The sequence below is a fragment of the Desulfoluna sp. HI9BLuna genome (assembly GCF_056829775.1).
Map to the genome: position 1 here is coordinate 1358426 of NZ_CP186555.1, position 25474 is coordinate 1383899.

General features: G+C 57.8%; 18 protein-coding genes. 10 read left to right on the plus strand and 8 right to left on the minus strand.

The genetic code is table 11. The annotated features are described in order from the left end of the window. The first annotated feature begins 1 nt into the window (after position 1). The 4 genes from dpaL to ACOYW0_RS05390 all read left to right on the plus strand — a co-directional run bounded on the left by dpaL (position 2) and on the right by ACOYW0_RS05390 (position 5955). On the plus strand, positions 2 to 1234 hold the full coding sequence (gene dpaL / locus ACOYW0_RS05375) for a diaminopropionate ammonia-lyase (RefSeq protein WP_482417528.1): 1233 nt from the start codon (positions 2 to 4) through the stop codon (positions 1232 to 1234). Next, complete coding sequence (locus ACOYW0_RS05380) at positions 1228 to 2412, plus strand: YgeY family selenium metabolism-linked hydrolase (RefSeq protein ID WP_482417529.1); 1185 nt, start codon at positions 1228 to 1230, stop codon at positions 2410 to 2412. The genes dpaL and ACOYW0_RS05380 overlap by 7 nt, the downstream gene beginning before the upstream one ends. A gap of 20 nt (positions 2413 to 2432) precedes the next feature. After that, the gene (locus ACOYW0_RS05385) at positions 2433 to 3863 is read left to right on the plus strand and encodes a sodium:solute symporter family protein (RefSeq protein ID WP_482417530.1); all 1431 of its coding nucleotides are present in this window, start codon (positions 2433 to 2435) and stop codon (positions 3861 to 3863) included. A 502-nt stretch (positions 3864 to 4365) separates the two neighbouring features. Continuing rightward, positions 4366 to 5955: an N-acyl-D-amino-acid deacylase family protein gene (locus ACOYW0_RS05390; RefSeq protein ID WP_482417531.1), complete on the plus strand. Its 1590-nt coding sequence runs from the start codon at positions 4366 to 4368 to the stop codon at positions 5953 to 5955. A gap of 689 nt (positions 5956 to 6644) precedes the next feature. On the opposite strand, the gene ACOYW0_RS05395 is transcribed toward ACOYW0_RS05390, so the two are convergent. Next, positions 6645 to 8141 (minus strand): phosphate acyltransferase, encoded by a 1497-nt coding sequence (locus ACOYW0_RS05395; RefSeq protein WP_482417532.1) that lies wholly within the window; start codon positions 8139 to 8141, stop codon positions 6645 to 6647. A gap of 274 nt (positions 8142 to 8415) precedes the next feature. After that, positions 8416 to 9507 carry a butyrate kinase gene (buk, locus tag ACOYW0_RS05400; RefSeq protein ID WP_482417533.1) on the minus strand — a complete coding sequence of 364 codons (1092 nt, stop codon included), beginning with the start codon at positions 9505 to 9507 and terminating at the stop codon, positions 8416 to 8418. 384 nt (positions 9508 to 9891) lie between these two features. Between buk and ACOYW0_RS05405 the strand changes: the two genes are divergently transcribed. From ACOYW0_RS05405 to ACOYW0_RS05420, 4 genes are all read left to right on the plus strand, one after another. Then, positions 9892 to 10701 (plus strand): glycerophosphodiester phosphodiesterase, encoded by an 810-nt coding sequence (locus tag ACOYW0_RS05405; RefSeq protein WP_482417534.1) that lies wholly within the window; start codon positions 9892 to 9894, stop codon positions 10699 to 10701. After that, a complete protein-coding gene (locus ACOYW0_RS05410; RefSeq protein ID WP_482417535.1) occupies positions 10698 to 10832 on the plus strand; it encodes a hypothetical protein in 135 nt (44 codons plus the stop codon). The genes ACOYW0_RS05405 and ACOYW0_RS05410 overlap by 4 nt, the downstream gene beginning before the upstream one ends. Before the next feature lie 300 nt (positions 10833 to 11132). Beyond that, positions 11133 to 12779: an alpha-keto acid decarboxylase family protein gene (locus ACOYW0_RS05415; protein WP_482417536.1), complete on the plus strand. Its 1647-nt coding sequence runs from the start codon at positions 11133 to 11135 to the stop codon at positions 12777 to 12779. 334 nt (positions 12780 to 13113) lie between these two features. Further along, positions 13114 to 14358, plus strand: a complete 1245-nt coding sequence (locus tag ACOYW0_RS05420; protein WP_482417537.1) for an APC family permease — start codon at positions 13114 to 13116, stop codon at positions 14356 to 14358. A 20-nt stretch (positions 14359 to 14378) separates the two neighbouring features. Here the strand turns inward: ACOYW0_RS05420 and ACOYW0_RS05425 are convergent, their stop codons facing one another. From ACOYW0_RS05425 to ACOYW0_RS05440, 4 genes are all read right to left on the minus strand, one after another. Beyond that, positions 14379 to 15281 carry an ADP-ribosylglycohydrolase family protein gene (locus tag ACOYW0_RS05425; protein WP_482417538.1) on the minus strand — a complete coding sequence of 301 codons (903 nt, stop codon included), beginning with the start codon at positions 15279 to 15281 and terminating at the stop codon, positions 14379 to 14381. A gap of 296 nt (positions 15282 to 15577) precedes the next feature. Beyond that, complete coding sequence (locus ACOYW0_RS05430; RefSeq protein WP_482417539.1) at positions 15578 to 16537, minus strand: AEC family transporter; 960 nt, start codon at positions 16535 to 16537, stop codon at positions 15578 to 15580. Between the two features lie 462 nt (positions 16538 to 16999). Next, positions 17000 to 19132, minus strand: coding sequence for a TonB-dependent receptor (locus tag ACOYW0_RS05435; RefSeq protein ID WP_482417540.1), 2133 nt, complete (start codon positions 19130 to 19132; stop codon positions 17000 to 17002). Between the two features lie 617 nt (positions 19133 to 19749). Beyond that, the gene (locus ACOYW0_RS05440) at positions 19750 to 20739 is read right to left on the minus strand and encodes an AraC family transcriptional regulator (protein ID WP_482417541.1); all 990 of its coding nucleotides are present in this window, start codon (positions 20737 to 20739) and stop codon (positions 19750 to 19752) included. 705 nt (positions 20740 to 21444) lie between these two features. Between ACOYW0_RS05440 and ACOYW0_RS05445 the strand changes: the two genes are divergently transcribed. Next, on the plus strand, positions 21445 to 22761 hold the full coding sequence (locus ACOYW0_RS05445; RefSeq protein ID WP_482417542.1) for a LysM peptidoglycan-binding domain-containing protein: 1317 nt from the start codon (positions 21445 to 21447) through the stop codon (positions 22759 to 22761). A 192-nt stretch (positions 22762 to 22953) separates the two neighbouring features. On the opposite strand, the gene ACOYW0_RS05450 is transcribed toward ACOYW0_RS05445, so the two are convergent. After that, positions 22954 to 23226 (minus strand): hypothetical protein, encoded by a 273-nt coding sequence (locus ACOYW0_RS05450; RefSeq protein WP_482417543.1) that lies wholly within the window; start codon positions 23224 to 23226, stop codon positions 22954 to 22956. 197 nt (positions 23227 to 23423) lie between these two features. On the opposite strand from ACOYW0_RS05450, the gene ACOYW0_RS05455 reads away from it, so the two are divergent. Continuing rightward, entirely contained in the window at positions 23424 to 24314 is an 891-nt protein-coding gene (locus ACOYW0_RS05455) for a DUF1207 domain-containing protein (protein ID WP_482417544.1), read from the plus strand. A 474-nt stretch (positions 24315 to 24788) separates the two neighbouring features. On the opposite strand, the gene ACOYW0_RS05460 is transcribed toward ACOYW0_RS05455, so the two are convergent. Continuing rightward, positions 24789 to 25469 (minus strand): spermidine synthase, encoded by a 681-nt coding sequence (locus ACOYW0_RS05460; RefSeq protein WP_482417545.1) that lies wholly within the window; start codon positions 25467 to 25469, stop codon positions 24789 to 24791. Positions 25470 to 25474 lie beyond the last annotated feature (5 nt).

The following is a 25474-nucleotide window of genomic DNA, read 5'->3' on the forward strand; positions in this document are numbered from 1 at the left end:
CATGACCACATCCATCGATTTTATCGCAAACCCTTCCGCACGCACCAAAGGAGACAAGGCCGACACGGCCTTCCTTTCGCCCGAGCGCGCCGACGTGGTTCGCCGTTATTTCAAAAGCTTTGACGAATACGCCCCAACCCCCTTGGCATCGCTGAAGGGGCTGGCAAGCACCCTGGGCCTGGCTGGCGTCTACGTCAAAGACGAATCCAAGCGCATGGGCCTCAATGCCTTTAAAGTCCTGGGCTGTGGCTTTGCCATCGCCAGCGTCATTGCCAAGCGACTCGGCATCGACATCTCGGAGCTCACCGCCGAGACCCTGCGCTCCGAGGAGACCCGCAAAAAAGTGGGAGAGATCACCTTTGTCTCGGCCACCGACGGCAACCACGGCCGCGGTGTGGCCTGGGCAGCGCGCCAGATGGGCCAGAAAGCGGTCATCTACATGCCCAAGGGTTCTTCCCTGACCCGCCTTGCCAACATCCAGGCCGAAGGGGCCGAAGCCTCCATCACGGACATGAACTACGACGATGCCGTGCGCCTGGCCTGGAAACAGTCCAAAGAAAAGGGCTGGGTCATGGTGCAGGACACGGCCTGGGAGGGCTACGAGGACATCCCCGCCTGGATCATGCAGGGCTACATGACCATGGCCCATGAGGCCCTGGAGCAGCTGGCCGCCATCAAAGAGAGCGCCCCCACCCACGTCTTCCTGCAGGCAGGGGTCGGCTCCTATGCCGGCGGCGTCCAGGGTTTCCTGGCCACGGCCTTTGGCGACGAGCGCCCCATCACCACCATCGTGGAGCCCCACAAGGCCAACTGCATCTATAAATCCGCCGAAGCAGGGGACGGTAAACCTCGGTTCACCACCGGCGACATGGACACCCTCATGGCCGGCCTGGCCTGCGGGGAGCCCAACATCATCGGCTGGGACATCCTTCGGGACTACGCCGACGGCTACATCTCCTGCCCGGACTGGGTGGCGGCCAACGGCATGCGCATCCTGGGCGCACCCGTGTCAGGCGATCCCCAGGTGATCTCCGGAGAATCCGGGGCCGTCACCGCAGGACTGCTCCACCTCATCATGACACGACCGGAACTGTCCCATATCAGGGAACAATTAAAAATTGATTCCGATTCGCGCGTGCTCCTGATAAGCACCGAAGGCGACACGGACCCCGACATCTATCGCAACATCACCTGGTTCGGTGACCACACCGAAAAGGAGGAAGAAGCATGCTGAGTGAGACACACAAGGAACAGGTTATCGGACTTTGCAGGGACATGATCAAACAGCCCAGCGTTTCGGGCGAAGAGGCAGGGGTTGCCGGTGTCCTGAAAGCATTCATGGAAGCCAGCGGCTTTGACGAGGTGTTCGTGGACCGCTACGGCAGCGTCACCGGCACCATCCGCGGCAAGCGCCCCGGTAAAAAGGTCCTCCTGGACGGCCACATCGACACGGTGCCCGTGGACGCTGACCGCTGGACCAAGGAACCCTTCGGTGCCCAACTCATCGACGGGAAAATCTACGGCCGAGGCTCCTCGGACATGAAGGGCGCCGTGGCCGCCATGGCCTGCGCCGCATTAAAGGTCGCTGAAAAAACCGGCAGGGATTTCGACGGCGAGATCCACGTAGTGGGCGCGGTGCACGAAGAGTGCTTTGAAGGCGTGGCCTCCCGAGAGATCACAAAGCGGGTCGCCCCCGACTACGTTATCATCGGCGAAGCCTCCCAGCTTAACCTCAAAATCGCCCAGAGGGGCCGCGCGGAAATCGTGCTGGAGACCCAGGGCAAGCCCGCCCACTCCGCATCCCCTGAAGAGGGCATCAACGCCGTGCACAAGATGATGGCCCTCCTGGAAAAAGTGGAAGCTATTACCCCGCCTGAGCACCCCGTGCTCGGCAAGGGCACCAACGTGCTCACGGACATCAAGTCCGCACCCTACCCCGGTGCATCGGTGGTGCCCTCCTCCTGCCGGGTGACCTACGACCGACGCCTCCTGGTGGGCGAAACCATTGAAAGCGTGCTGGCCCCCATCCACGACGCCGTGGCTGCCTGCGCCGCCGCCGATCCTGAGTTTTCCGCCACCGCGGGTCTGGCCACCGACCAGGCTGCCTGCTACACCGACGAAACCATCTCCGCAGAACGATTCTTCCCGGCATGGCTCTATGAAGAAAAAGAGCCCTTCGTACAAAAGGCCCTGGCCGGGCTGAAAACCGTGGGAATCGACTCACAGATTTCCCACTACGCCTTCTGCACCAACGGGAGCCACTACGCAGGGGAAGCAGGGATCAAGACCCTGGGGTTTGGACCTTCCCTTGAGACCCTGGCTCACACCGACGACGAGTACATCACCACCGACCAGCTTGAAAAAGCCGTGGTCGGGTATGCCGCCATTATCGAAAGCCTGCTCAACGACTGATTCCAAAAAGGGGGAGTATCATGACTAGCACGTTTTACATCATCATCGCATACATGGCAGGCATGGTCGGTATCGGGCTCTGGGTTGCCAAACGCAAAATCAAGGAATCCAGCGACTTCATGCTGGCCGGTCGGCAACTCGGTCCCCTGATGGTGGCCGGAACCCTGGCCGCCGCCGAGATCGGCGGCGGATCCACCCTGGGCGTGGCCTCCAAGGCTTACGGCGAATGGGGCCTTTCCGCAGGCTGGTACGTGGTCTGCGCGGGCATCGGGATCTTCCTGGTCTCCTTTGTGGCTCCTTTCTTACGAAAGTCCATGGCCACCACCGTCCCTGAGATCATCGGGCGCCGCTACGGCAAGCCATCCCACATGATCACCACCATCCTCTCCATCTCGGCGCTCTTTTTTGCCACCGCCGCCCAGGTGGTTGCCACCTCCTCGGTGATCCACGTGGTCACCGGAGCCGACCTCAAAACCGTGGTGGTCATCGTCGGATGCGTGGTTACAGCTTACACCCTCATGGGTGGGCTGGTTTCCGTGGCCTACACCGATATTGTCCACATCTTTTTCATTACCGTGGGGATGGCCATTGCCATGCCCATTATCCTGAAAAACGCCGGGGGCTGGAACTACCTGGTGGAAAACCTGCCTCCGGGACAGCTTGGCCTCACCAAGGTGGGCTGGAAAACCATCGCCGGTTTGATCCTCATGTACTTCATGACCTTCTCCACCGGTCAGGAAGCTGTTCAGCGCTACTTTGCGGCGAAAAACGCCAAGGTGGCCAAGGCAGGCTCTTTCATCTGCTCCCTGCTTATGGCCTGCTACGGCTTTATCCCGGCCGTCATCGGCCTGGTGGCCCTGGCCCATTTCCCCGACATCTCGGCCAACAGCGCCCTGCCCACGGCAGCCCAGCACTTTGCCCCCACCATCATCGCAGGGCTCGTGCTGGCATCGGTTGTGGCAGCCACCATGTCCAGCGCCTCCGGCAACATGCTGGCCGTCTCCACCCTGTTCACCAAGGACGTCTACCAGGCGTACCTCAACCCCAAAGCCGCCGACAAAGACCTCATGACCTGGAGCAAGGGGGCCATCGTGGTGGTGGGGGCAAGCGCCATTGTCATCGCCTTAAACGACTACCCCATCATCTCCCTGCTCATCCTGGCCTTCACCATGCGGGCGGCAGGTCCCTTTGCGGCCTTCGTCTTCGGCCTGGTCTATGAGAAAGCCACGGTGAACGCCGGCCTCTGGTCCATCATCCTGGGCTCGGTGGCCGCCATTGTCTGGAAGCAGATGGGCGAGCCCTTCGGCATCATGTCCATCATCTTCGGGTCCTTTGTGAGCACCGCGACCTTCTTTGTCATCGCCAAGATCGAGATCGCCATGGGCAAACCCTCCGCCCCCCTGGCCATCACCGATGAACACGAGGCCATGGCCAAGGAAGACGCGGCATAAGGCCAACGGCTACGCCGGTTCGCATCATCCCGGATGGCGAGATGATGCGGACACGGCCGATGCCTTCCCCGGTCTGAAAAAGAGCAACGATGCCCTTTCCGGCCGGGAAAACCACACCGAATCAATACAATAGAGCCTCGGTGCCCTTAACCCGGACATTTCATTAGAAAACGGCCCGATTGCAACAATGAAAAATTATTACAATCGGTTATTGTGAAAAAATCAGGCATTTCAAAAATACAAAATGTTATTCATGATTTTTTGCTCGATTTTCTCACCCTTTGGGCGAGCCGAGTGCACCCATCTTCTGCGTTATCAGAGCCTTGAGGTAAACCACTACATCTGCAGCTCTGATGCCTTGAATATGGATGCACTCGACTCGTGAAATATCCGGGTTTAGGCACCGAGGCCTCAGCGCGGCCGGGTATCGGGTATTGCGCAAAAACCCTCCGGCAAGCTGAACCCTGCTTCACACACGATACGTATTCAAGGGAGACCTGCATTGAAACGTCTTATCAAAAACGGAACCATTATCGACGGAAGCGGCGCTGAAGCCTTTTCCGGCAACCTGATTATTGAAGACGACCGCATTACGGCCGTAGCAGAGGGACCTGCACCGGCAGGAACCTTTGACGAAGAGATCGATGCCGCAGGCCAGGTGGTCTGCCCGGGCTTCATCGACTCCCACAGCCACTCCGACCTTCTCCTCTTTGAAGACCGCCTGGTAGAAGCAAAAACCCGCCAGGGGATCACCACGGAGATCCTCGGCCAGGACGGCATCTCCGCCGCCCCCCTCCCCGAAGAATTCATCAGCCCCTGGCGCAAGAACCTGGCCGGCCTCGACGGCGACGTGGAAGACCTGGACTGGACCTTCAAAACCACCGACGGCTACCTGAAACTCCTGGAGGCCAACGGTTCTGCTCCCAACGAAGGCTACCTCATCCCCCACGGCAACGTGCGCATGGAGGGCATCGGCCTGGACAACAAGATCGGCACCGACGACGACCTGGCCCGCATGCAGGACATCCTGAGGCGGGAACTGGACGCCGGCGGCATGGGCCTTTCCACCGGCCTCATCTACATGCCCTGCGCCTACAGCGACACCCGTGAAATGGTGGCCCTCTGCAAGGTCTGCGCAGAGTTCGACCGTCCCCTGGTCATCCACCAGCGAAGCGAAGCCGACACCATCCTGGACTCCATGGAAGAGGTCATCACCATGGGCCGCGAATCCGGCGCCAAGATCCACTTCTCCCACTTCAAGGTGTGCGGCAAAAACAACGCCGACAAGTACGAAAAAGTGCTCGAACTCCTGGAGAAATGCAAATCAGAGGGCATCCGGGTCTCCTTTGACCAGTACCCCTATGTGGCGGGCAGCACAATGCTGGGCGTCATCCTGCCCCCGTGGGTACACGACGGCGGCACGGACAAGCTCCTGGCCCGGCTGCGCGATGCAGACCTCCGCAAGAAAATGGTGAAAGACATCAAGGCGGGCATCCCGGGATGGGACAACTTCGTGGACTTTGCCGGGCTCGACGGCATCTTTGTCACCGATGTCAAAACCGACCTCAACAAGGACGCCATCGGCAAAAGCCTCACCGAGCTGGGCAAACTGAGGGGCAAAGACCCTTACGAAGCCACCTTCGACCTCCTGCTGGCCGAAGAGAACGCCGTGGGCATGGTGGATTTCTACGGACTGGAAGAGCACGTGGAAGGCTTCATGAGGCGTCCGGAGATGAACGTCTGCACCGACGGCCTCCTGGGCGGAAAACCCCACCCCAGGGTCTACGGCTCCTTTGCCCGCGTTCTGGGCCGCTACGCCCGGGACAAAAAAGCCCTCTCCTTAACCGACGCCGTCCGCAAGATGACGGGCCGCACCGCCGAGGTCTTCGGCATCGACAAACGGGGCCTGCTCAAACCCGGCTACCATGCCGACGTCACCGTGTTCAACCCCGAGACCGTCTGCGACAAAGGCACCTACACCGACCCCTGCCAGCACCCCGACGGCATCTCCCACGTGCTGGTCAACGGCACGCCCGTGGTATCAGAGGGCAAAACCACAGGCAAGGCACCGGGACGCGTGATCCGCATGTAATACAAAACCGAACACCTTGCCATTGCCAGGCATTGCCGCCTCAAAAAACGAAAGCCGCCGCGCGTTGATCGTAGACCACGTCAACGTGCGGCGGCTTTTGTCTTTCTTCCTGAAGCACCCACCGTTATTAAATGAAGACTCATATCATTCGGCCTCCGTCACCCATCGCAAAGCGGTGCGGGGGCCGCACCCTACGATTTGCGACACGCTTCGGGGCCCGTAGGGTGCGCCGTGCGCACCGCAGAGCGTCTCGAAAACCGGTATCCATTGCGGTGATGGGAGAGACCATGAAAAGCAAAAGCCGGTGTCCCGCGTTGCGCCAGGCGGTGCGGGGGCCGCACCCTACGATTCGCGACACGCTTCGGGGCCCGTCGGGTGCGCAGTGCGAACCGCAGAGCGTCTCGAAAACCGGTATCCATTGCGGTAATGGGAGAGATCATGAAAAGCAAAAGCCGCTGGCCCGCGTTGCGCCAGGCGGTGCGGGGGCCGCACCCTACGATTCGCGACACGCTTCGGGGGCCCGTCGGGTGCGCCGTGAGAACCGCAGAGCGTCTCGAAAACCGGTATCCATTGCGGTGATGGGAGAGACCATGAAAAGCAAAAGCCGGTGGCCCGCGTTACGCCAGGCGGTGCGGGGGCCGCACCCTACGATTCGCGACAGGCTTCGGGGCCCCCGTGGATGCGCTGCATTACGAGCTTTTCTCCTCCAGCCAGCGTGAATACAAGGCAGAGGCACAGATGGTAAGAAACTTGACGATGTCCGAATCCGAGCGGGAGGTGAGGATGATGGGGGCGGAGGCGCCCAGGACCACGTTGGCCACTTCGGCGCCCATGGTCATGGCCCAGCTTTTGTAGAGGATGTTGCCGGTGGCGATGTAGGGCACCACGAGGATGTCTGCCTTGCCTGCCACGGGATCACCGGTGATGCCCTTGGCTTTCACAAAGGTATCGTAAAGGGCGAGATCGTAGGAGAGAGGGCCTGCCACGTCGGCGTCTTCCCACACCATCTCCGAAAGGTTCCGCTCGAACACGGTGGTGGGGATGCTGTCCGTGGGCACCTCGTTGGCGTCCAGAAGGGCCACCTTGGGGCGGGCCACGCCCAGGGAACGAGCCACGTCGATGGCATTGCGGACAATATCCACGCCGCTGGCCACGTCGTCCCCCACAAAGAGCTCGGGGTTGATACCCGGATCGGTGAGCATGAGAAGCCGGTCCACGCCGGGCACTTCGAAAATGCCCACCAAGGAAAGCCTTCGGCCCGTGCCAATGCCCTCGTTTCTGTTCAGGATGGCTTTTAAAAAGGCGTTTGTGTTGACCTTCCCTTTCATGATCATGTGACCGAGGCCCTTGCGGATAATGGCCACACCGGCCCGGGCCGCCGCCGGTTCAAAGTCATCGCCCTCGTCGGCAACCTCCACGTACTCGTAGGCGGAGGGAAAACGGAGTTCCCCTTTGCACTGCTCGTCGATCCAGGCCCTTTTGCCCACGAGGTAGGCCTTGTCGATGATCTCTTCTTCAATGGCAATATTGATGGCGGAGATGGCTGTCTTGTCCGGCGAGATCACCACGATGTTGCGGCGGGTCAAGAGCTTGGCAGCCTCGATGATGGCCTTCATGCGCCGCCCCCGCGTGCGGTGGACCATGGACTCGCCTTTGTAGATGGAGGAGACCAGCACCACCTTGTCCGTTACGGCGTTCACCGAATGGGGCAGACTGGAGTCAAAATAGAAGCTGTCCCCCTCTTCCAGAATCTGTGCCTCACCGTCCACAACGATCTTCAAGGTGCCTTCGGTGATAAAGAGAAACTCCTCACCGTCATGGCGGCTCACCTCCACCTCGGCGTCGTCCCTGCGGTAGATGGTCACCAGAAAAGGCTCCATGCTTCGCCCCACGTAAGAGGGCGCCAGGCTCTCGTAGTCCAGGGCCCTTTCGTTTCGCACCACCACCCGGTCGGCCACCGAGGTCTTGATCGCCTTTCGCTCCCTGTACTCCTTGCCGTGCAAAAGGGCTGGAAGGTCGGTCTTCAACAGGGTAGCCAGCTTGAGCAGATCCGAAACCCCCAGGGCCAGCTCACCGCTCTCCAGCTCGTCGAACTTGCCTGGGTCCGCCCCCAGGGTCTCCATGACCTCCGCCTCGGAGACCCCTTCCCGCTCCATGTACCGCCTCAGGTGCTTCCCAATATCCATATCGTCCTTCCTGATTTTGTAGCTATTCCGTTCATCTTTGCCTCCGGCGGCCCTGCCGGGGGACAAACGTCTAAAAAAGTTTGACAAACAGGCCTGAAGCAAGTTTTATCAGGCTCCGCCGAAACTATGTCGACATTTTTGCGGAGCTTTTTTTCAAAAAAGCGCCCCGCCGGAGGCAAGCTGAAATAGGTAGGGTTTAGCAGACGCTTTTTTTAAACCTGTGTACCCGACCATGCCCAAAAACGCCACCACAGTTCAATGCCCCCACCATTCACTACTCACTGTTCACCATTCGCTGTTCCCCCGTTTCATACCGCTTGATCTCCTCTTCCCCCTTCAGCACCCTCAGGGCCCCGTCGGCAAGGGCTTCCAGCTCAAACTCGCCGGGCACCACCACCACGTCAGCGATGAACCCGGTTTTTTCCGAGATGGCCTCGGTGAGACGTCGGCTATGGGCCATCCCCCCGGTGAGGACGATGGCGTCCACCTCTCCGTCCATGGCCGCGGCAAGCCCACCGATCTCTTTGGCTATCTGGTAAACCATGCCGCGCCAGACCAGCACCGCTTTGGAATCGCCCTCGTCCATGCGACGTTCCACCTCACGCAGGTCCACAATGCCGAGATAGGAAAAAATCCCCCCACTTCGGCTCACGGTACGCACCAGGGAGTCCGGGGTGAATCGGCCCGTGCGCAGGGCCTCTGCCATGCCGTCCACCGGAAGGGAGCCGGAACGTTCCGCAGCGTAAGGCCCGTCGCCGTCCAGGCCGTTGTTGACGTCCACCACACGCCCCTTTTTGTGGGCCCCCACGGTGACGCCGCCCCCCATGTGGGCCACGATCAGATGGGCCTGATGATAGGAGCCGCCCCTCTCTTGGGCCACGCGGCGGGCCACGGCCTTCTGGTTGAGGGCGTGGAAAATGCTTTTGCGCTCGATGCCCTCAAGGCCGGAGAGACGGGCCACGTCGTCGAGTTCGTTCACCACCACGGGATCCACGATAAAGGCCTCGCACCCGGAGGAGGCGGCAAACCGACGGGCCAGGATCCCGCCGAGGTTCGAAGCGTGGCTGCCGCTGACACCCTCCCTTAAGTCGGCAAGAAGACTGTCGCACACCCGGTAGACACCGCCTGTGACGGGCCGTATCAATCCGCCGCGCCCCACCACGGCGTCAAACCGCACCGTACCGAAACCGCGGGTTTCAAGGGCCCTGGTGATGCAGGCGAACCGCATCTCTTCCTGCTCGTGGATCTCTGAAAATGAATCGATCAGGTCCCGGTCGTGATCCATGCCCTCCTGGATCATCTCACCGTGGGTAAACACCCCGATTTTTGTCGATGTGGAACCGGGGTCAATGGCCAGTATCTTCATACGCCCTCCGGTAAAGCATCAGAACATGAACGTTGACAGTCCGGCAGGCTCGGAGCTTCGTGTTGTCCCACCGGCGATTTTTGAACTTTACGTTAACGTAAGGTTTATCTTTTTGTCAAGCAGGAGATAAAACCATCACCCCAAACACTAACACCGTTCAGCCCTGAGCTGTATCTATTTACAGATACAGAGCAAAACTCCACCATGTATCGCCAGATCCTTCTCAGACCTAGTGCACCCGCTCTTTACCATCTTCCTGCCAGGGAAACAGGGCGTTACCAGCCCACCACCACGCCTGGATTAACAACCTATTCTGTATTATAACGGGTGTCCGGGCCGGGGGTGGGACCCCCAGCCCGTCACCCTTGCAAAGGACACCACATCATGGTTTTCAACTCAGCCCACCGAGGCGCCCGAAGCCTCGCACCGGAAAACACCCTGGCCGCCATCGAAAAAGGATTTCACGTGGGAGCCCACCTCTGGGAAACAGACATCTCCGTCACCCGGGACGGCGCCCTTGTCCTCTTCCACGACAACACCCTGAAGCGCACAACCGACGCCCTCACCCGGTTCCCCGGGCGAAAAAGCTACGCGATCTCGGACTTTACCTTGGACGAGCTCCGGCAGCTCGACGCCGGCTCCTGGTTTGTCCGCACCGACCCCTTTGGCCAGATCGAATCCGGTGCCGTTTCACAGGAAGAAGCCGCATCGTTCCGGGGCCTCACCATCCCCACCCTTCAGGAGGGCCTGGCCTTTACCGCCTCCAAAAACTGGCCCGTCAACCTGGAGATCAAAACCCTTCTGGGGTCTGCCGTGGGCTTTCCCGTGGTGGAAAAAGCCCTGTCGGAGGTTCGCCAAAGCGGCCTTGAGCCGTCCCGGGTCTTCTTCTCCTCCTTTGACCACAGCCTCCTGGACGAGATCAAAGACAAAGCCCCTGAGTTTGCCGTGCAGGCCCTCATCGGGGACACGGGCGGCCCCAAAAACAACTGGGGTGACCTTGCCTACGACACCTACAACGCCAACCAGGACCTCATCACCCCGGACGAGCTTCGCGACATTGTCGCCAGGGGGAAAAATGTCAACCTCTGGACTGTCAACGACCCCGAGCGGATGCAGGCATTCATTGAGGCCGGTGTCACCACCCTGATTACGGATTTCCCCCAGGTATTGAAAGCGATTCTCGAAAACCAGTGAAAGAAGACGACCTGACGGGTTCCTTCGGCGGAGAGCCTGCAAACGGCGAATTCCGGTTCACCCGGGCCTGGACCCTTTCGGAGTCCGGCAACTGGCAAGTTGCCACCGCCCATTCCACCCTCATTGCGTAGCGGCCTCCCCCTCCCCGCCCATACCGGGGAGGGAAAAAAACACCCGCCTCAGCCTGTTTCTTTTCGGCAACCTGTTTGCCAAAGGGCCATTAAAATTGGTATATTAGCAACAACTCCTTTTCCCGCACACATCCTGAAAAATCACCAAAGACCTCGCCTCCGCCGCTTCTGTGGCACTTATTATTCCGGGGCATTCGTCCCGACACAGCGCCATGTATCAACGCCCTGCCCGCACCGCCCTCCTGTGAGGGCTGTATCATTGACACACCCATAACCGTTTTTCCATTTGAGGAGGCTACGATGACCGCATCGAAGACCATTGGCGATTACCTGATCGAACAACTCCAGGGCCATGGCGTCGACCATGTGTTCGGCATTCCCGGAGACTATGTCCTCTCCTTCTTCGATCTCATGGCCCGCAACGATACCTTAAGCCTTATCAACACCTGCGATGAGCAGGGAGCCGGATTTGCCGCCGACGCCTATGCCCGGGTGCGCGGCCTGGGGGCCGTCTGCGTAACCTATTGTGTCGGTGGACTCAAGATCGCCAACACAACGGCCCAGGCTTACGCCGAAAAATCCCCGGTGGTGGTGATCAGCGGTGCTCCGGGCGTGGAAGAGCGCCTCAACGACCCCATGCTCCACCACAAGGTCAAGGAATTCGACACCCAGCTCCGCGTGTTCCAGGAGTTTACCGTGGCAACGGCCCTATTGGACAACCCGGACACGGCCCCTGCGGAGATCGATCGGGTGATTCACGCGGCCTTGAGGTACAAGCGCCCGGTCTACATTGAGATTCCCCGGGACATGGTGACAAAGGAGTGCCCCGCACATCACACCCACCCCCAGGCCGAAGAGACGAGCGAGCCGGAGAGCCTCAAGGAGGCCCTGGCCGAAACAGCCGAACTCATCAATGAGGCCGAGCGCCCCGTGATCCTTGCCGGGGTGGAAATCCACCGATTCGGGTTGCAGCCCCAGCTCCTGGGGTTTGCACGAAAAATGGGGATCCCGGTGGCATCCACCATCCTCGGCAAATCTGTTATATCGGAAAAATCTCCGCTGTACTTAGGGATCTACGAAGGGGCCACCGGGCGGGAGGAGGTCCGCGAATATGTCGAATCAAGCGACTGCCTGATCATCCTGGGCGCGTTCATGACCGACCTGAACCTGGGGGTCTACACCGCCGACATCGACCCGGGCCGGTGCATCTATGCCATCAGCGAGAGGGTCAGCATCAAGCACCACCACTACGACGACATCCTCTTCGAAGAGTTCGTCAGCGGCCTCTACGAAACCAACATACAGCCCAGAACGCCAGAAGCCCTGCCCCAACCTGAAGAGCCAGACCCGGTACCTGCGGGCAACGGCAACGACCCCATCACGGCCAAGCGGCTCTTTGAAAGGCTCAACAGGTTCCTGAAAAACAACACCGTGGTCATCGCCGATGTGGGCGACACCCTGTTCGGCGCCAACGACCTTCTCATCCACGAAGCCACGGAGTTCTTGTCCCCCGCCTACTATGCGTCCCTGGGCTTTGCGGTTCCGGCGGCCATCGGGGCCCAGCTGGCCAACCCCCGCCACAGGCCCCTGGTCCTCACCGGCGACGGGTCCTTCCAGATGACCGGCATGGAGCTCTCCACCCTGGCCCTCTTCAAGCTCAACCCCATTATCGTCGTGCTCGACAACAAGGGCTACAGCACGGAGCGCCCCATGCTGGACGGCCCCTTCAACGACATCCTGCCATGGAACTTCAGCCGCATCCCCGAGGTCCTGAGCGCGGGAAAGGGTTTTCATGTCACCACCGAAGCCCAACTGGACCGAGCCCTGGACAATGCCGAGGCCTATGAGGACGGGTTCTCCCTGATCCATGTGTCCATCGGCCGGGACGATCGATCCCCCGCCCTCCTGCGCCTGAGCGAACGCCTGGCCCAGCGTGTACGGAAATAAAAAAAGCAATGGGCCTCCGGCACAATCGCCGGAGGCCCATGTGATGGCCTGCACCGTTGTTTTTCGTTTTGCCCCGCCCAACGGGAAACCTTCCCGTTGACCTTCACCCGGATTTCCTGGTAGAAAAAACTTCCCACAAAACAAAGAGAATTTAACAACACCCGAATATATGTTTTAAAAATTCTATGCCCATTTACTATGCATTAATAAATGCCGCCAAAGCAAACAGCCAACTTTAACACACAAAGAGATAAAGCAGGCTTCGACAGGGTCACCGGCGGCAAAATGAGCTGAACCGTTACCACGATTTTTATACTCACACACGAGGCGACACATGCTGCGCAAACACCTCACGGCAACCGACGGGTTTGTCCTGTACACCACCTCTGTCCTGGGCCTCGGCATCATTGTCCTGCCCTCCATCGCGGCCAGGCTGGCCGGCCCCTGGTCCATCGTCATCTGGATGGCCCTGGCGGGAATTTCCTACCCCATGGCGCGGGTCATGTCCGAGCTGGCCCGCAGACACCCCTCGGCAAGCGGCGTCATCGAGTTCATCTCCCACGGCCTGGGAAAAGAGATGGGCCAGTTGACCGGGGTCCTCTACCTGACGGCCATCTTCGTGGGCGCCCCGGCCACCGCCCTCTTTTTCTCCGAGTACCTGACCAAGCTCATGGCACTGAGCCACGGCAGCCAGGTGCTGGTTGCGTTCTGCTTCCTCGCGGCCCTCATCGGCATCAACCTGGCGGACGTGGAAATGACCATGCGGATCCAGCGCTACACCTTCATAGGTTTCCTGGTACTGGTGACCATGGGCATCCTCCTCTCCTTTGCCCACATCGACCCCGCACGGTTCACCGACATCAAAGGGGTGGGCCCGAGCCATATCCTGAAGACCACCCTCATCTGCTTTTTTGCCTTTGTGGGATGGGAAACCGCGGCCTTTTCCGGGGAAGAATTCCACGACCCCAACGACATGGTCAAAGCCCTGGGGGCATCCGTTGCCGTGGTAGGCGTTCTTTTCACCATGCTCTCTATTGCCATCGTGGGCGTTCTGTCCAGAGCCACCCTGGCATCGAGCAACGCATCCATCTCCGACCTGTTGCGCGTCTCCATCGGTGCCCATGCGGAATGCATCTCGGCGGTGGCTGCCATCTCCATCATCTTCATCATGATGATCTCCTGGGTCCGAGGGGCCTCCCGCCTGGTATTCGGCCTTGCCCGGGACGGCTCCTTTCCCGCCTGGCTCTCAGAGGTAGACCCCAGAACCCACACGCCCCGTCGCGCCCTCCTGGCCCTGGGATGTATCTGGGGCCTGTCCCTTCTCCTTTTTTGGGTCTGCGGCTTTGAGGTGGACGACTACCTCAAGCTCGCCAGCGCCAACTTTCTCACCACCTATGTCATCATCATCCTGGCGTCGTGGCGCATGCTGGTGCACGAGCCCTTCAAAATCCAGCTGACCCTTTCCAGTCTGGCCTTGGTCATCATCGCCATGGGGGGCTATCAGGCCCTGTGGTACCCGGCTGCCGTTGCCGCCCTCTTTCTGGGGGGCCGCCGCATGGTCCCGGCCCTCACCCATTGACAATGTCGTCGACCAAGGACTTACGATGGCGCCATGAGCTTAACGATGTCCTGATACCGTGTCATGCCAGTAACCCAGGCATCCGGAATCTCAGAAATCCCGTGGCGCGCCCCCAGAACCAGCCCGGTAAGCATGCCGCGGGCTGCGGAATCGCCTCCGGCCATGACGTTTTCGACGAGGGCCTCTTTCAGGCTTTTTTCATGGCGGGTGATCAGATGAACGGTGGAAGGAAGAGATGCCTCGATCTCGCACATCTGGCCAAACTCGGCGATGGCTTCACGGGTCGGGGTCTCGCGGCTCTGAAGACCCATGGTTACCCCCTCCCTGAGTTCGGCGCCGCCTCCGGCTTCATCCAGGGACAGGCTTAAGGCCTCCACCGGCCCGCATCCGTCCAGCACGAGGCGGGCCACGCAGGCAAAATAGGCCGCCGCATCGGTCACGGCCGTGTTGGCGTGGGTCAGGGCTGTCTCGGACGTGGCCAGCTGCGCCAGCTCCCCGGCCGATGCATGGTTGCCGAGCAGCAACGGAGCAATCCGAGCCGCCCCGGCCAGGTCCGTGGAGTCCGATCCAGCCCCGTCAAAGGCCGCCCCCGCATCAAGATTCTCCAAGGTCGCCTGGGATGCTTTATCCAGGTAGCAGGAGCCCCCCTTCATGAGCCCCACCCAGGCAGACATGAACCCTTTGGCATCAAATCCCCCGTTTTGGGCCACGGACTCCAGAAGCACCATCATCTGATCCCCGTAATGGGTAAATTCGCCTTTGGCCTTGCCCTTGTGAAACGACGCCAGCTCCGGGGCCAGAAGCTCTTCAACACGCCCGTATTTCCGGTCAATGACCCGAACGTTGTAGATCCAGTGGACTCCCAGCGCTAAGGCATCCCCCACAAACGACGCCATCACGGCATCCCTGATGCGATCTTCCATGGTCTCCTCCTTGACGGTTTGTTAACAATACGGCCGAGGTTACCCGGGACCAGCATGGCCCGGATAGGTTCGCACGGGCGACGCCACACGTCGCCACACCATACCCACCGAGTATAGCAGGAGACAGCACACACCTCATTGATATTTTGGTAAATTTACGAGAACCTCCGGCGGATTCGCCGGAGGCAGAATGAAGGAGGATCGCTACATCGCCCGAAGAATGAGAAAATTGTGCAGAAAACGGTGAATTACATTTTGTATTTTTGGGGCGGTCGTTTTCTCATGAAATATCCGGGTCAGGCAAGGGCCAAGCCAAAGCGGGACGCCAGGGCCAGGGTGGCGGGGATGGTCACGACACACAACAGGGTCGACACAAGGACGGCTGCCGAGCTTCCGTCTTCGTAGAGCCCGTAATCTTTGGCCACCAGATAGGAAACCATGGCCGTGGGCAGCCCGGAAAGGAGAATCCCCATAATCAGCCAGTCCCCGGAAACGTGGCACATGACGAGAAAAAACGCGGCCAGCACGGGCTGGATCACCATCTTCACCACGCTCACGGACAAAAGATCCATGGGAGAGACCGACAACCCGCTTTTGCCGATGACCATGCCCATGGCAAAGAGGGCGCACGGCACGGACGCCATGCCGAAGTCGTGAAAAAACAGGGTGAGGGATTCGGGCAATCCCAGCCCGAGGCAGGACCAGAGAATCCCCCCCACAGACGCACCGATAACAGGGGTTTTCAGCAGGGAAAAACAGACCGTCCCCAGGGTATGCCACGAAGATCGCCCCTTGTCCGCCCGGTGAAACTCCAGCTTGCCGATGGCCAGCATCAGCACCAGGGTCGGCATCAAGGTGGCCAGGGTCACGGCGATGACCGCATGGGAGCTCCCCTCAAACAGGGACAAAAGAATAGGGAACCCGAGATAGGCTGTGTTGGGAAAGCTGGCCGCCGTGGACCGAAGGCCCCCTTCCGTGAAATGGCATTTAAAGGAAAAACAGGAGATAAGAAAGGCCACCAGATAGGCACAGAGCATGGCCAGGGCAAACCCTTCCATGAACTGCCATTGAAAGATCTCGGCGGCCGGAGACGAGGCCAGGGAGCCGAAGATAAGGCTCGGCAGGGTAAACCTGTAAACAAAGGTGTTCAGAATGGAGGAGCTTTCTTCCGGCAGCATCCCCTTGTAACCGGCCCCAAGGCCGAACCCCATCATCGCAAACAGAGGCAACAGCGTATTGATCATAGTCGTCAGCATACCACACCTTCCCAAAAGATAATGTCTCCCGGCTTGCACGCCGGAAAACAAATGAAAAATTCACCATGGGTCGGCATCTCTGTATGGGTATATCGGGGTGTCAACCGCAGCGATCGGAAAAAACGGTGCAAACCATAAGAGGCCGCGACGGAAAGCTCAAGTCAGTAATCGTAACCGAGTTATTAGAAAATCTAATCCGTATCCCCTGTTGGCCGCCCCCTTGCTGGGGCGGCCCTTTATATCTCATTTACGGGTATTTCATGATCAAAGGATCAGATCAAGCCAATAAAACAGCGCCGCAATCTGTTACCTGCAAAAGATTCAATGACTTGAAAAACACAACATGTCATTCATCGTTTTCTGATCGCTTTTCTTACGAGCCGAGTGCCCCCATCGTCTGCGCTATCAGAATCTTGAATAAAGGCGCACTCGACTCGCGAAATATTCAGGCTGTGGGCCACATCAAAACCGGTAGTTAAACGATACGCTGACCGTCCTCGGATCGCCAACGGTTCCCATATACCCAATTGTTGGATCCTCGAACACATCGAGGAGGTACTGCTCATCAGTAAGGTTCCGAACGGCAAGGGAGAGATCCCATGTCTCTCTTTCGTAACCCATTTTTACATTGTACAGAGTGTAGGGTTCTTGCTTTACGCTATTGCTTCGGTCCAGATAGCTTTCCCCCGTTCTCTGCATCTCAACCCTGGCCATCAACCCCCAGGGGTTGCGGTACTGGAGAAACACGCCCAAGTCGTACTCAGGAATCAGGGAGACATGGTTGTCACTATAGCTTTCTTTCGTCACTGGATCGATATAATCCTCATATGTCGCATGGGTGTACCCGAAAACGGCATTGAGTGAGAGATAATCCGTGACGGCAAAGTGGGTCTCCAGTTCAGCCCCGTAAATAGACACTTCTGCGGCGTTACTCTGAAGAACATTCGTGGGGTCAAGCATCACCCTGTCCTGGTAGTCATCCACACAGGTATAGAAAGCCGCGATGTTTGTACGCAGCCCGATGCCTGGAAAATCGCTCTTCACACCAACCTCATAGGCCAGGGACGTCTCTGGGTCAAAGGCCGCCAAGTCCGGGTTGTCTGCCGCATAGGAGAAGCCCCCCGCCTTGTACCCCCGCGATACGCTTGCATAGGTCATGACATCATCGGTGGGACGATAATCCATGGCAAATTTTGGAAGCAGCTCCGAGTACGTCTTTTCAAGTCCACTCATGGCAGGGGCTGTCTCGATTCCTCCGAAGGTATGGGTTCGATCCATGGTGCGTTTCGCCCTTTCGTATCGAAGGCCTGCCGTAACACCCACAGATTCATCGAGGAATCGCAAGGTGCTCTGACCAAAAACAGCGGAATCCCGTGCTTCCAGATCGGCGGACATCAAATCTTCAGTACCGATGGGGACCCCATAAAATGCCGCGTAGCCTTTGCCCATTCGGTACCCGGTCTCCACATCCACCGCCTCGTCAGCATAATAAAGCCCGAGAAGCCATTTCAAACGGGTATTCTCAGGCTTGGACATCAACCTCATCTCCTGGGTCCATGCGTCAGCATCGTGCTTGTTGAAACCGATAGCCAGGTCAGCCGGTGTAAAATCTCCATCCAGTGTCGAATCCCCCTCATTGCCACGGTACCCCGTAACCGAAACCAGATCAAAAAGGTCCTGCTCGTACTTCACCCGAAGTGATGTGTTCCTGCTCTCTGCTTTGCTTTTCCCTATATAATCGTAACCCACCTGGAAATCATCCAGGGAGGTGATCCCCGTACCCGCCTTGTATTTCTCCTTATCCTTTGGGACCATGGGAAACCCGCCGTCGTCATCATACCGGCTCAGACCCAGCGTGAGGTTCAGATCCAGGTTACCGGTTGGCTTCAGGATCACGCTTGCTCTTCCGGCCAGGGTATCCTGATTGTCCACATCACCATGAGTGACAACATTTTCAACATATCCGTCCCGCGATGATTTCAAAGCCGAAAGCCTCACAAACACCTTATCATCCACCACAGGGGCATTGATCAGGCCGTCTATATAGCGTTTGTTGTAATCCCCCGCCTCAAGTCTGACCTTTGCCTCCACGTTGTTGCTCGGCTCCTTGGTCAAAATATTGATGGCACCTCCCTCGGTGTTCTTTCCATAGAGGGTTCCCTGCGGGCCCTTCAGAACTTCGACCCGTTCCACATCGTAAATCGGCATGTCGAACAGATAGACATCAGCATAAGAGACATCATCGAGGTAAAGCGCCACAGCTGGATCCCCGATGCCCGTGTTGGAGATCCCCCGAATGGAGATCCGGCTGAAGTAATCCCGAGAGCCTGAGTGCAGTGTGCGCATGTTGGGCACATATCCCTGAATATCCCGGGTCGTCTGTATTTGAGAGTCCTCAATGGCGACGTCCGAAAGCACCGTAATAGAGCTTGTCACCTTTTGAACATTCTCTTCACGCTTCTGGGCGGTCACGGTGACACTTTCCAAGCGGTGTCCGCTCATCTCTTCTCCTGCCGCTCCGGCCATGGGGGCCTGAACCGCCATGAAACAAAACAACGCAGCGGCAAACATACCGCCCCTTCTCTGGCTCAACATCTCTTCAATCTCCTCATCAAAACCGCTTAGGGCTCAGGCAAATGGCCATTGCATGGTGGGGTTGGTAGCCACAGCCAAGACTCTGAATGGCGAGGAATACGCGTCTATTTCACCGTTTGCGGCATGGCTGTTTTTGTCTGCCGAAGCCCTTATCCAAAAATTTCATTCACAACGGATGTGATTGAACAACCGGACCCGATCTTATCAGGGGCATGATGACAGACGCTAACGTCAGACCAACAAAAATTGACGCCACATAAAATTTTTGCCACCCCTAAAACCCACAATCAAAACCTGTCCATTGAAGGAGACCACCTATGCCGACCCTCCATGTCTATCCATGGGTCCTTCACATGTGAGCCTGATGATTCTGCACAGGGAAAAATGGATGCAGGGCCTGGGCTGGTCTGTGGCAAGAGTCAACCTGATGGATTGACACACGATGGCCTTGAAACATTCAGGGCCGCAAACGTTGCAGAACTGGCTTTAATTGTTTTCTCATGACGTATCCGGGTTGGACGAAGAGATGCGCTTCACTCCGACGACTCCGGCAGGCATGAAAGCCGTTGCTGCCGTCTTCATCACGTCGCGCCGCAGAGAAGGCCTGCGTACACGTTTCACCTTCGGCAGTGGTCTCCGGGAGAGATACCGAAACGAGCCCTGTAGGCCTTGGAGAAATGACTGAGGCTGGAATATCCCACGGAAAGTGCCGCTTCCGTTACGTTCCTTCCCTCCTCAAGGAGTCCCTTTGCACACTCGAGGCGTTCATGCCGCAGAAATTCAAAGGGAGTTACCCCAAACATCACCTTAAAGCACCGACTCAGTTTTGGGTGGGACATACCCGCCATTCTGGCAAGTTCGAGGTGATCAGGTGGGTTATCTAAGCGACTTTCAAGAAACTCTCTGGCCTGGAGAGTCCGCAGGCGATCCTGAGGATGAAGCACACCGTGTGATGCCGTTGCCTTCAACTGTGTGCTGACTTGGTCCAGGTGACATGCGACCAGCTCCAGGGCCCGGCTTTCAAGGTAAAGCCATCTGGCCATCCCACCATAGGGACAATGAACCAACTGATTTAATGCGGTTCGCATGGCAGAAGTCATAGGACCGGTGTGCTGGTAAGATTTTTTGCGGTTCTTTTTCAAAATACGGTAGAGACCTGCAGGCAACCGCTGCAGCCCCTCTTCATCATAAGCAGAAAGAAGCTCGGGATCGACCTGAACAGTGACGCATTGAAACGGCTGCCCTGCAAGGGCCCACCCCGTCTGCCCTTCATCTGGAAAGAAAAAAAGGCCATGCTGACCGCAGGAAAATTCTGATGCATCCTCTGATGAAGGGTCCGATGCAACACAGGTCCCCGACAGCATGAAACTGAAACTCAGAAAGGACTGCTCTCTTTCGGTATGAAAAACCGTCTTCCTGTCGTATATGCAGTCCGAAAACCAGAGGAGCAACCCTGGCCGAATCATCACCCGGCGCAGCGTGCAGCACCCATCTGGACCGGAAACACGGCAGAATGCCTCCCGCTCATTGTCCCGTGCGTCCTCTGAAGAGCCGCCCCCAGGGGGGAGGTCCCGATCATCAAAACGAATGGCCACAGCATCGGACATTTCAGCTCTCCATTAACGAAAAATGATTCATGCCACGTCCCCTTAGGAAAACCGGCGGGTCTTGGAAGGTCCTTTTTATAGAGGGGTGTGAAACGGGCGTTTTCGTGTAAGGCTCAGAAAAACCACATTGCCATTTTCTTGATACCCTCGATGCCCCTCACATGCCCCCCCCACAGTGCATCTAAAGCATTCAGAAGAAGACGCTCCATGTGCCTGTGTAAATTCTTTGCAGTGGACATGGAGCGAGTAGGTGCATGCTAAAAACACCCCAAAGGCAAGTCAAGCTTTTTTTGGTTTGACTAACATTTTATTTCCTCAAAGATTACCCGCATATTTACGGTATCGGCCTTGCAACCAGACAACTGTCTCGGCTTACCCGAACAAGTCGGGGGATTCTCCATAAGCCTGCTTATGGCGTGTTGATGCGATTGCGCGGTATTCGCGCAATCGCAAGGTATGAAGCCCAAACCATAACACCAAAAAGGAAAACCTTAAATTTTCATATTCATTGACAAAACAGCACCAATAAGCCTATGTAAATTACTTGCCGCAACCATAAAAAAGCGCATACATTCCACCATCAACCCCACACACGAGACATAATGAGCAGGCACCGGCAAACGTATCCCCCACAAAGCCATGCTGCCTGCTCAGGAATTTTCATCATAACGCGAAGTTGAAAGCAGAAAAAAATGAGGCTGAACCATGGACACTGTGGATCTGGAACCGACTGAAGATGCATGTGACTTGATACTTACCGACGGCGTTTACGATTACCATGTTTTGGATCCCGACGGCTCGGCGGATTCCGAGGCCGACGTCATGCGCCTTGCATCCACCCGTGAGGCGGAAGAGCTGATCCAGACATCCATGGGCTGCACAGGGGACACCCACGAACTCCAGGGTTTTGTGGCCAGGCACCATCACGGCTCGGCCTGGATTTCATCGGACATGACCCTTCGCCAACAGGCGGCGGAGCTCATCGTGGAACGGGACATCGCGGTCTACCCCAGGGCAATGACAAACACCGCCCACGGCATCACCGCCAACCATGTACCGACCGAAACACTCACCAATGCCTTCAGCATGGGCAGTAAGCTCCCTGACTATGGGAGCGCCACCATCACTTACAAAATCGTGGAAGACAGACCCGGCGATATCCTCCCCGGGGTGCGGGTCAACGTCACCCTCACGGAAGACCGCCACAAGGAGCTGGTCTCGGCCAACGACGGCAAGGTGATCCTCAAAAACGTCAAAGGCAAGACAAGCGGTTTTGACCTGAGCACATCCAGTCTCTTCGGTGCCACCCTGGACAACACCTTTGCCTACGTCGGCATGGGAACCTCTCCCATCGAAGCCGAAGCCAGCGACCCCGGCGCCACCCGGGTCCATACCCGAAAAAAAGAAAACGCCAGACAAAACATGCGCCACATGGCCCATATTACGGAGCACAAGGTCACGGCAGGGGAAACCTTCACCTCCATTGCCAGGGACAACAACACCACCTTTCGGGACCTTGCCTTTTTCAACTGGGGAACCTACGACAGGAAAAAGGTCCTGGCGCGCATGGCCCACGACGTGGGCTGCAAAACAACACCCCCGGACGGCCGGGACCTTCGCTTTACGGGCGACGAATCCCCCGGCATTGTCTACATTCCCACGCCCCTGACCATCTCCGACCTTCCCACAAACACAGAGCACACCATCCGGGTCAAAAAAACCGGCTACGACCTGACCTACATGTACAAAATCGACCTAAACGACCCGGAAGTAAAAAACGACACCGTCACCCTGGTCAGCGACGACAACACCTGGAAATACACCCTGCCTTTGAACGACCTCCAGGAGGTCGAAGAAGACTGGGTCCGGCTTACCTTCCCGAGCCCTCCAAAGAAGAAAAAATACTCGCTCATCCACAACCCGGGAGACACCAAGGACGCTGTGACTATCTTCGAGAGCCTTCCGGAGGACCGGTTGCGTTATGACGTTACAAAAGCCTTGGAACCAGGGGAATTCGCATGACAAAAGGGTGCGTGCCGGGCAGCAAAAGCATCATGCAGGTATCCAACACAACCAGCACGAAGTATCAATTCCACTTCCAGGCCCCCACCGACTACTCAGCCGTGGAGAAATGGAAAGGCATCGCGTCCATCGACTCATGGGTCGGGAATATCCCGAGTAGTATTGATGCACGATAACCCGTCCCCCTGTCGTTCAGCCAAACGCAAAACAAAGCACTGCCGCCAGGATAAAAATCACATGGATGATCAGGAATATCAGCAGATAGGCGAAAAACACACCGGGAGTGGCGTCCCCGGTGTTTGAGCGATCTGTTGCCATATCCCAGGTGAACCAGCCTATGGATACGGCGTGGAGTACGGGCACAAGGGCATAGAGCCAGTGGGAGTGAAGGCTGAGTTGAGCCGTCAGCGAGATGGTAAGAACAAGTGGCGCGGCTATGATCAGAAGGATCAGGAAGGAGTCCATGGGTGTTCGTCGCTCCTTTATTGGGTATGAAGACATCCCTACGCGAACCGTCAGCTACCCGGATAGTTCATGAGAAAACGGTTCAACCAAAATGATGACCAAAGACACGTGCAATCATTCTAACGCAGCAAAAACATAAACCACAGTTTTCTTGTCAATTTTCTCACTCTTCGGGCGAGCCGAGCAAGGAGGTTAAAATGAAAATACTCATGGCGACGATACTCACCGTTCTCTTATGTGTTGAGTGGGCTGCGGCCCAGAGTGAAGAACGCGCAGACACCACCTTCAACCTGGGGTCCCGATGGGTACTGGAACTGGACCCGAACGATCAGCCCTACCCGGACTACCTGGCCGATCCGCGGCGCCCACAAATGCAGTTGGGCGTATCCGTTACCGACAGCGAAATTCCGGAAACCTCATCCGGTCGTGTCATGTGTGATCTGGGGACGCGCTACACACTGTTCAAAGTCAGCCCCACAAAGGAAGGAAAAAACGAATTTGCACTGGACGTTGAGGGCTGCCTCTTCACCCAGTTTGATCCGGGCAACAATCTGGACAACATTGGCTGGGACGGTCGCTACGGGATCTTTGGCGTCTGGGACTGGAGTGACAAGGTGGTGGCACGAATCGGTTACCGTCACATTTCAGCCCATTTAGGTGACGAATATATCGAGGAAACCGGCCGGGAGCGCATCGGTTACACCCGCGATGACCTGGCCTTCGGCATGGGCATTTTCCTGAATCAGGAGATCTTTATCTATGTCGAGCCCAGCTGGGCCTGGTCGCTGGGCAATGACGACCTTCAGAAGCGATGGGCAGCCGAAGGCGGCATCCAGTATCAGGGGCCGCACAACCTGTGGAATAACTCCACGGCCTTTTATGCTGCCGCCCATGTAAGGACGTTTGACGAAACCAGCTGGGAACCCGGAGTAAGCTTGCAGACCGGTTTTCACGTGACAAGGGATCAGAGCAGCTCGAATCTGCGGATAGGCCTGGATGCCTATACCGGAAGGGCTATTTTAGGCGAGTTCGCCCTGGATTACGACGAATCCTACCTGACATTGGGCATCTTTTTTGATTTTTATTAAACGCCAGACACATACCCGGCCATGGGTTTTCATGACCGCTACGCACCTTCCACGGTGCACAAGCGCACCCATCGCCCCCCCGCGTCCCCGTGTGCCCCGTAGGATGGGCAAAGGCAAGCCGCCACCCCCGCGAGTAACAAAAGCCTTGGCGCCGTGCCCATCTTGTGTAACGAGGAATTCTCACCGATCGTTACTTTCATGACCGTTACGCACCTTCGACGGTGCACAAGCGCATCCATCGCCCCCCGCATCCCAGCGTCCCCCGTAGGATGGGCAAAGGCAAGCCGCCACCCCCACGAGCGACAAAAGCCTTGGCGCCGTGCCCATCTGGTGTAACGAGGGATTCCCACCGATCGTTACTTAATCGGTGCGGGAGCCGCACCCTACCTCACCGTCCGGACAGGGCTGGAAACGCGTCATCCCCGCACCGGCTGAATCGTAATGAATTTATCAACATGATGCGTGCAGACGCACCTACCCCGCCCTCTTCCCCAAAAACACCGCATGGCGATACCCGCCCTTGCCCGGCCGCTCGCAGGTGGCTTTAAAGCCTCCCTTGGTCATGCGCTTTAAAAAGGCCTCGTCAAAGGTTTCCCCCCACACGGCAAAGGTGCCCCCGGGCTTCAAGGCCTTGCGGGCGTTGGCAATTGCCCCGGTGCCGTAAAAAGGGTCGTTGGTTTTGTCGGTTTTGGGATGGGGGCCCCGGTAGAGATCGATGATGATTGCATCAAAGGGCTTTTCCCCTGTTCCGCATGCGGTTCCGCCAATAAGGGCTGCCACGTCCCCCACGGAGACCGTCACCCGCGGGTCGGAGACAGCACCGTCGGTCAAAGGGGCCAGGGGCCCTCTACACCACTCCACAATGCGGGGGTTGAGTTCGGCCACCACCACCTCGGCTGTTTCGGGAAGGGCGTCTAAAACGGCCCGGAGGGTACAGCCCATGCCCAGGCCGCCGACGAGGACCCGTGGGGCGGCATGGTGTTCGAGGCCCCTGCATCCCATGGTTCCCAGGGCCATCTCAGATCGCTGGGCCATGCTGTTCATGAGCACCTGGGAGCCCAGGGTAATAAGAAAATCCTTTGCTCCGCGCTGGCGCAGCTCCAGGGTTTCGTTGCCGTCGGTAAATCTATCCAGGGTTTTCCAGGGTAAAGCCATGGGGT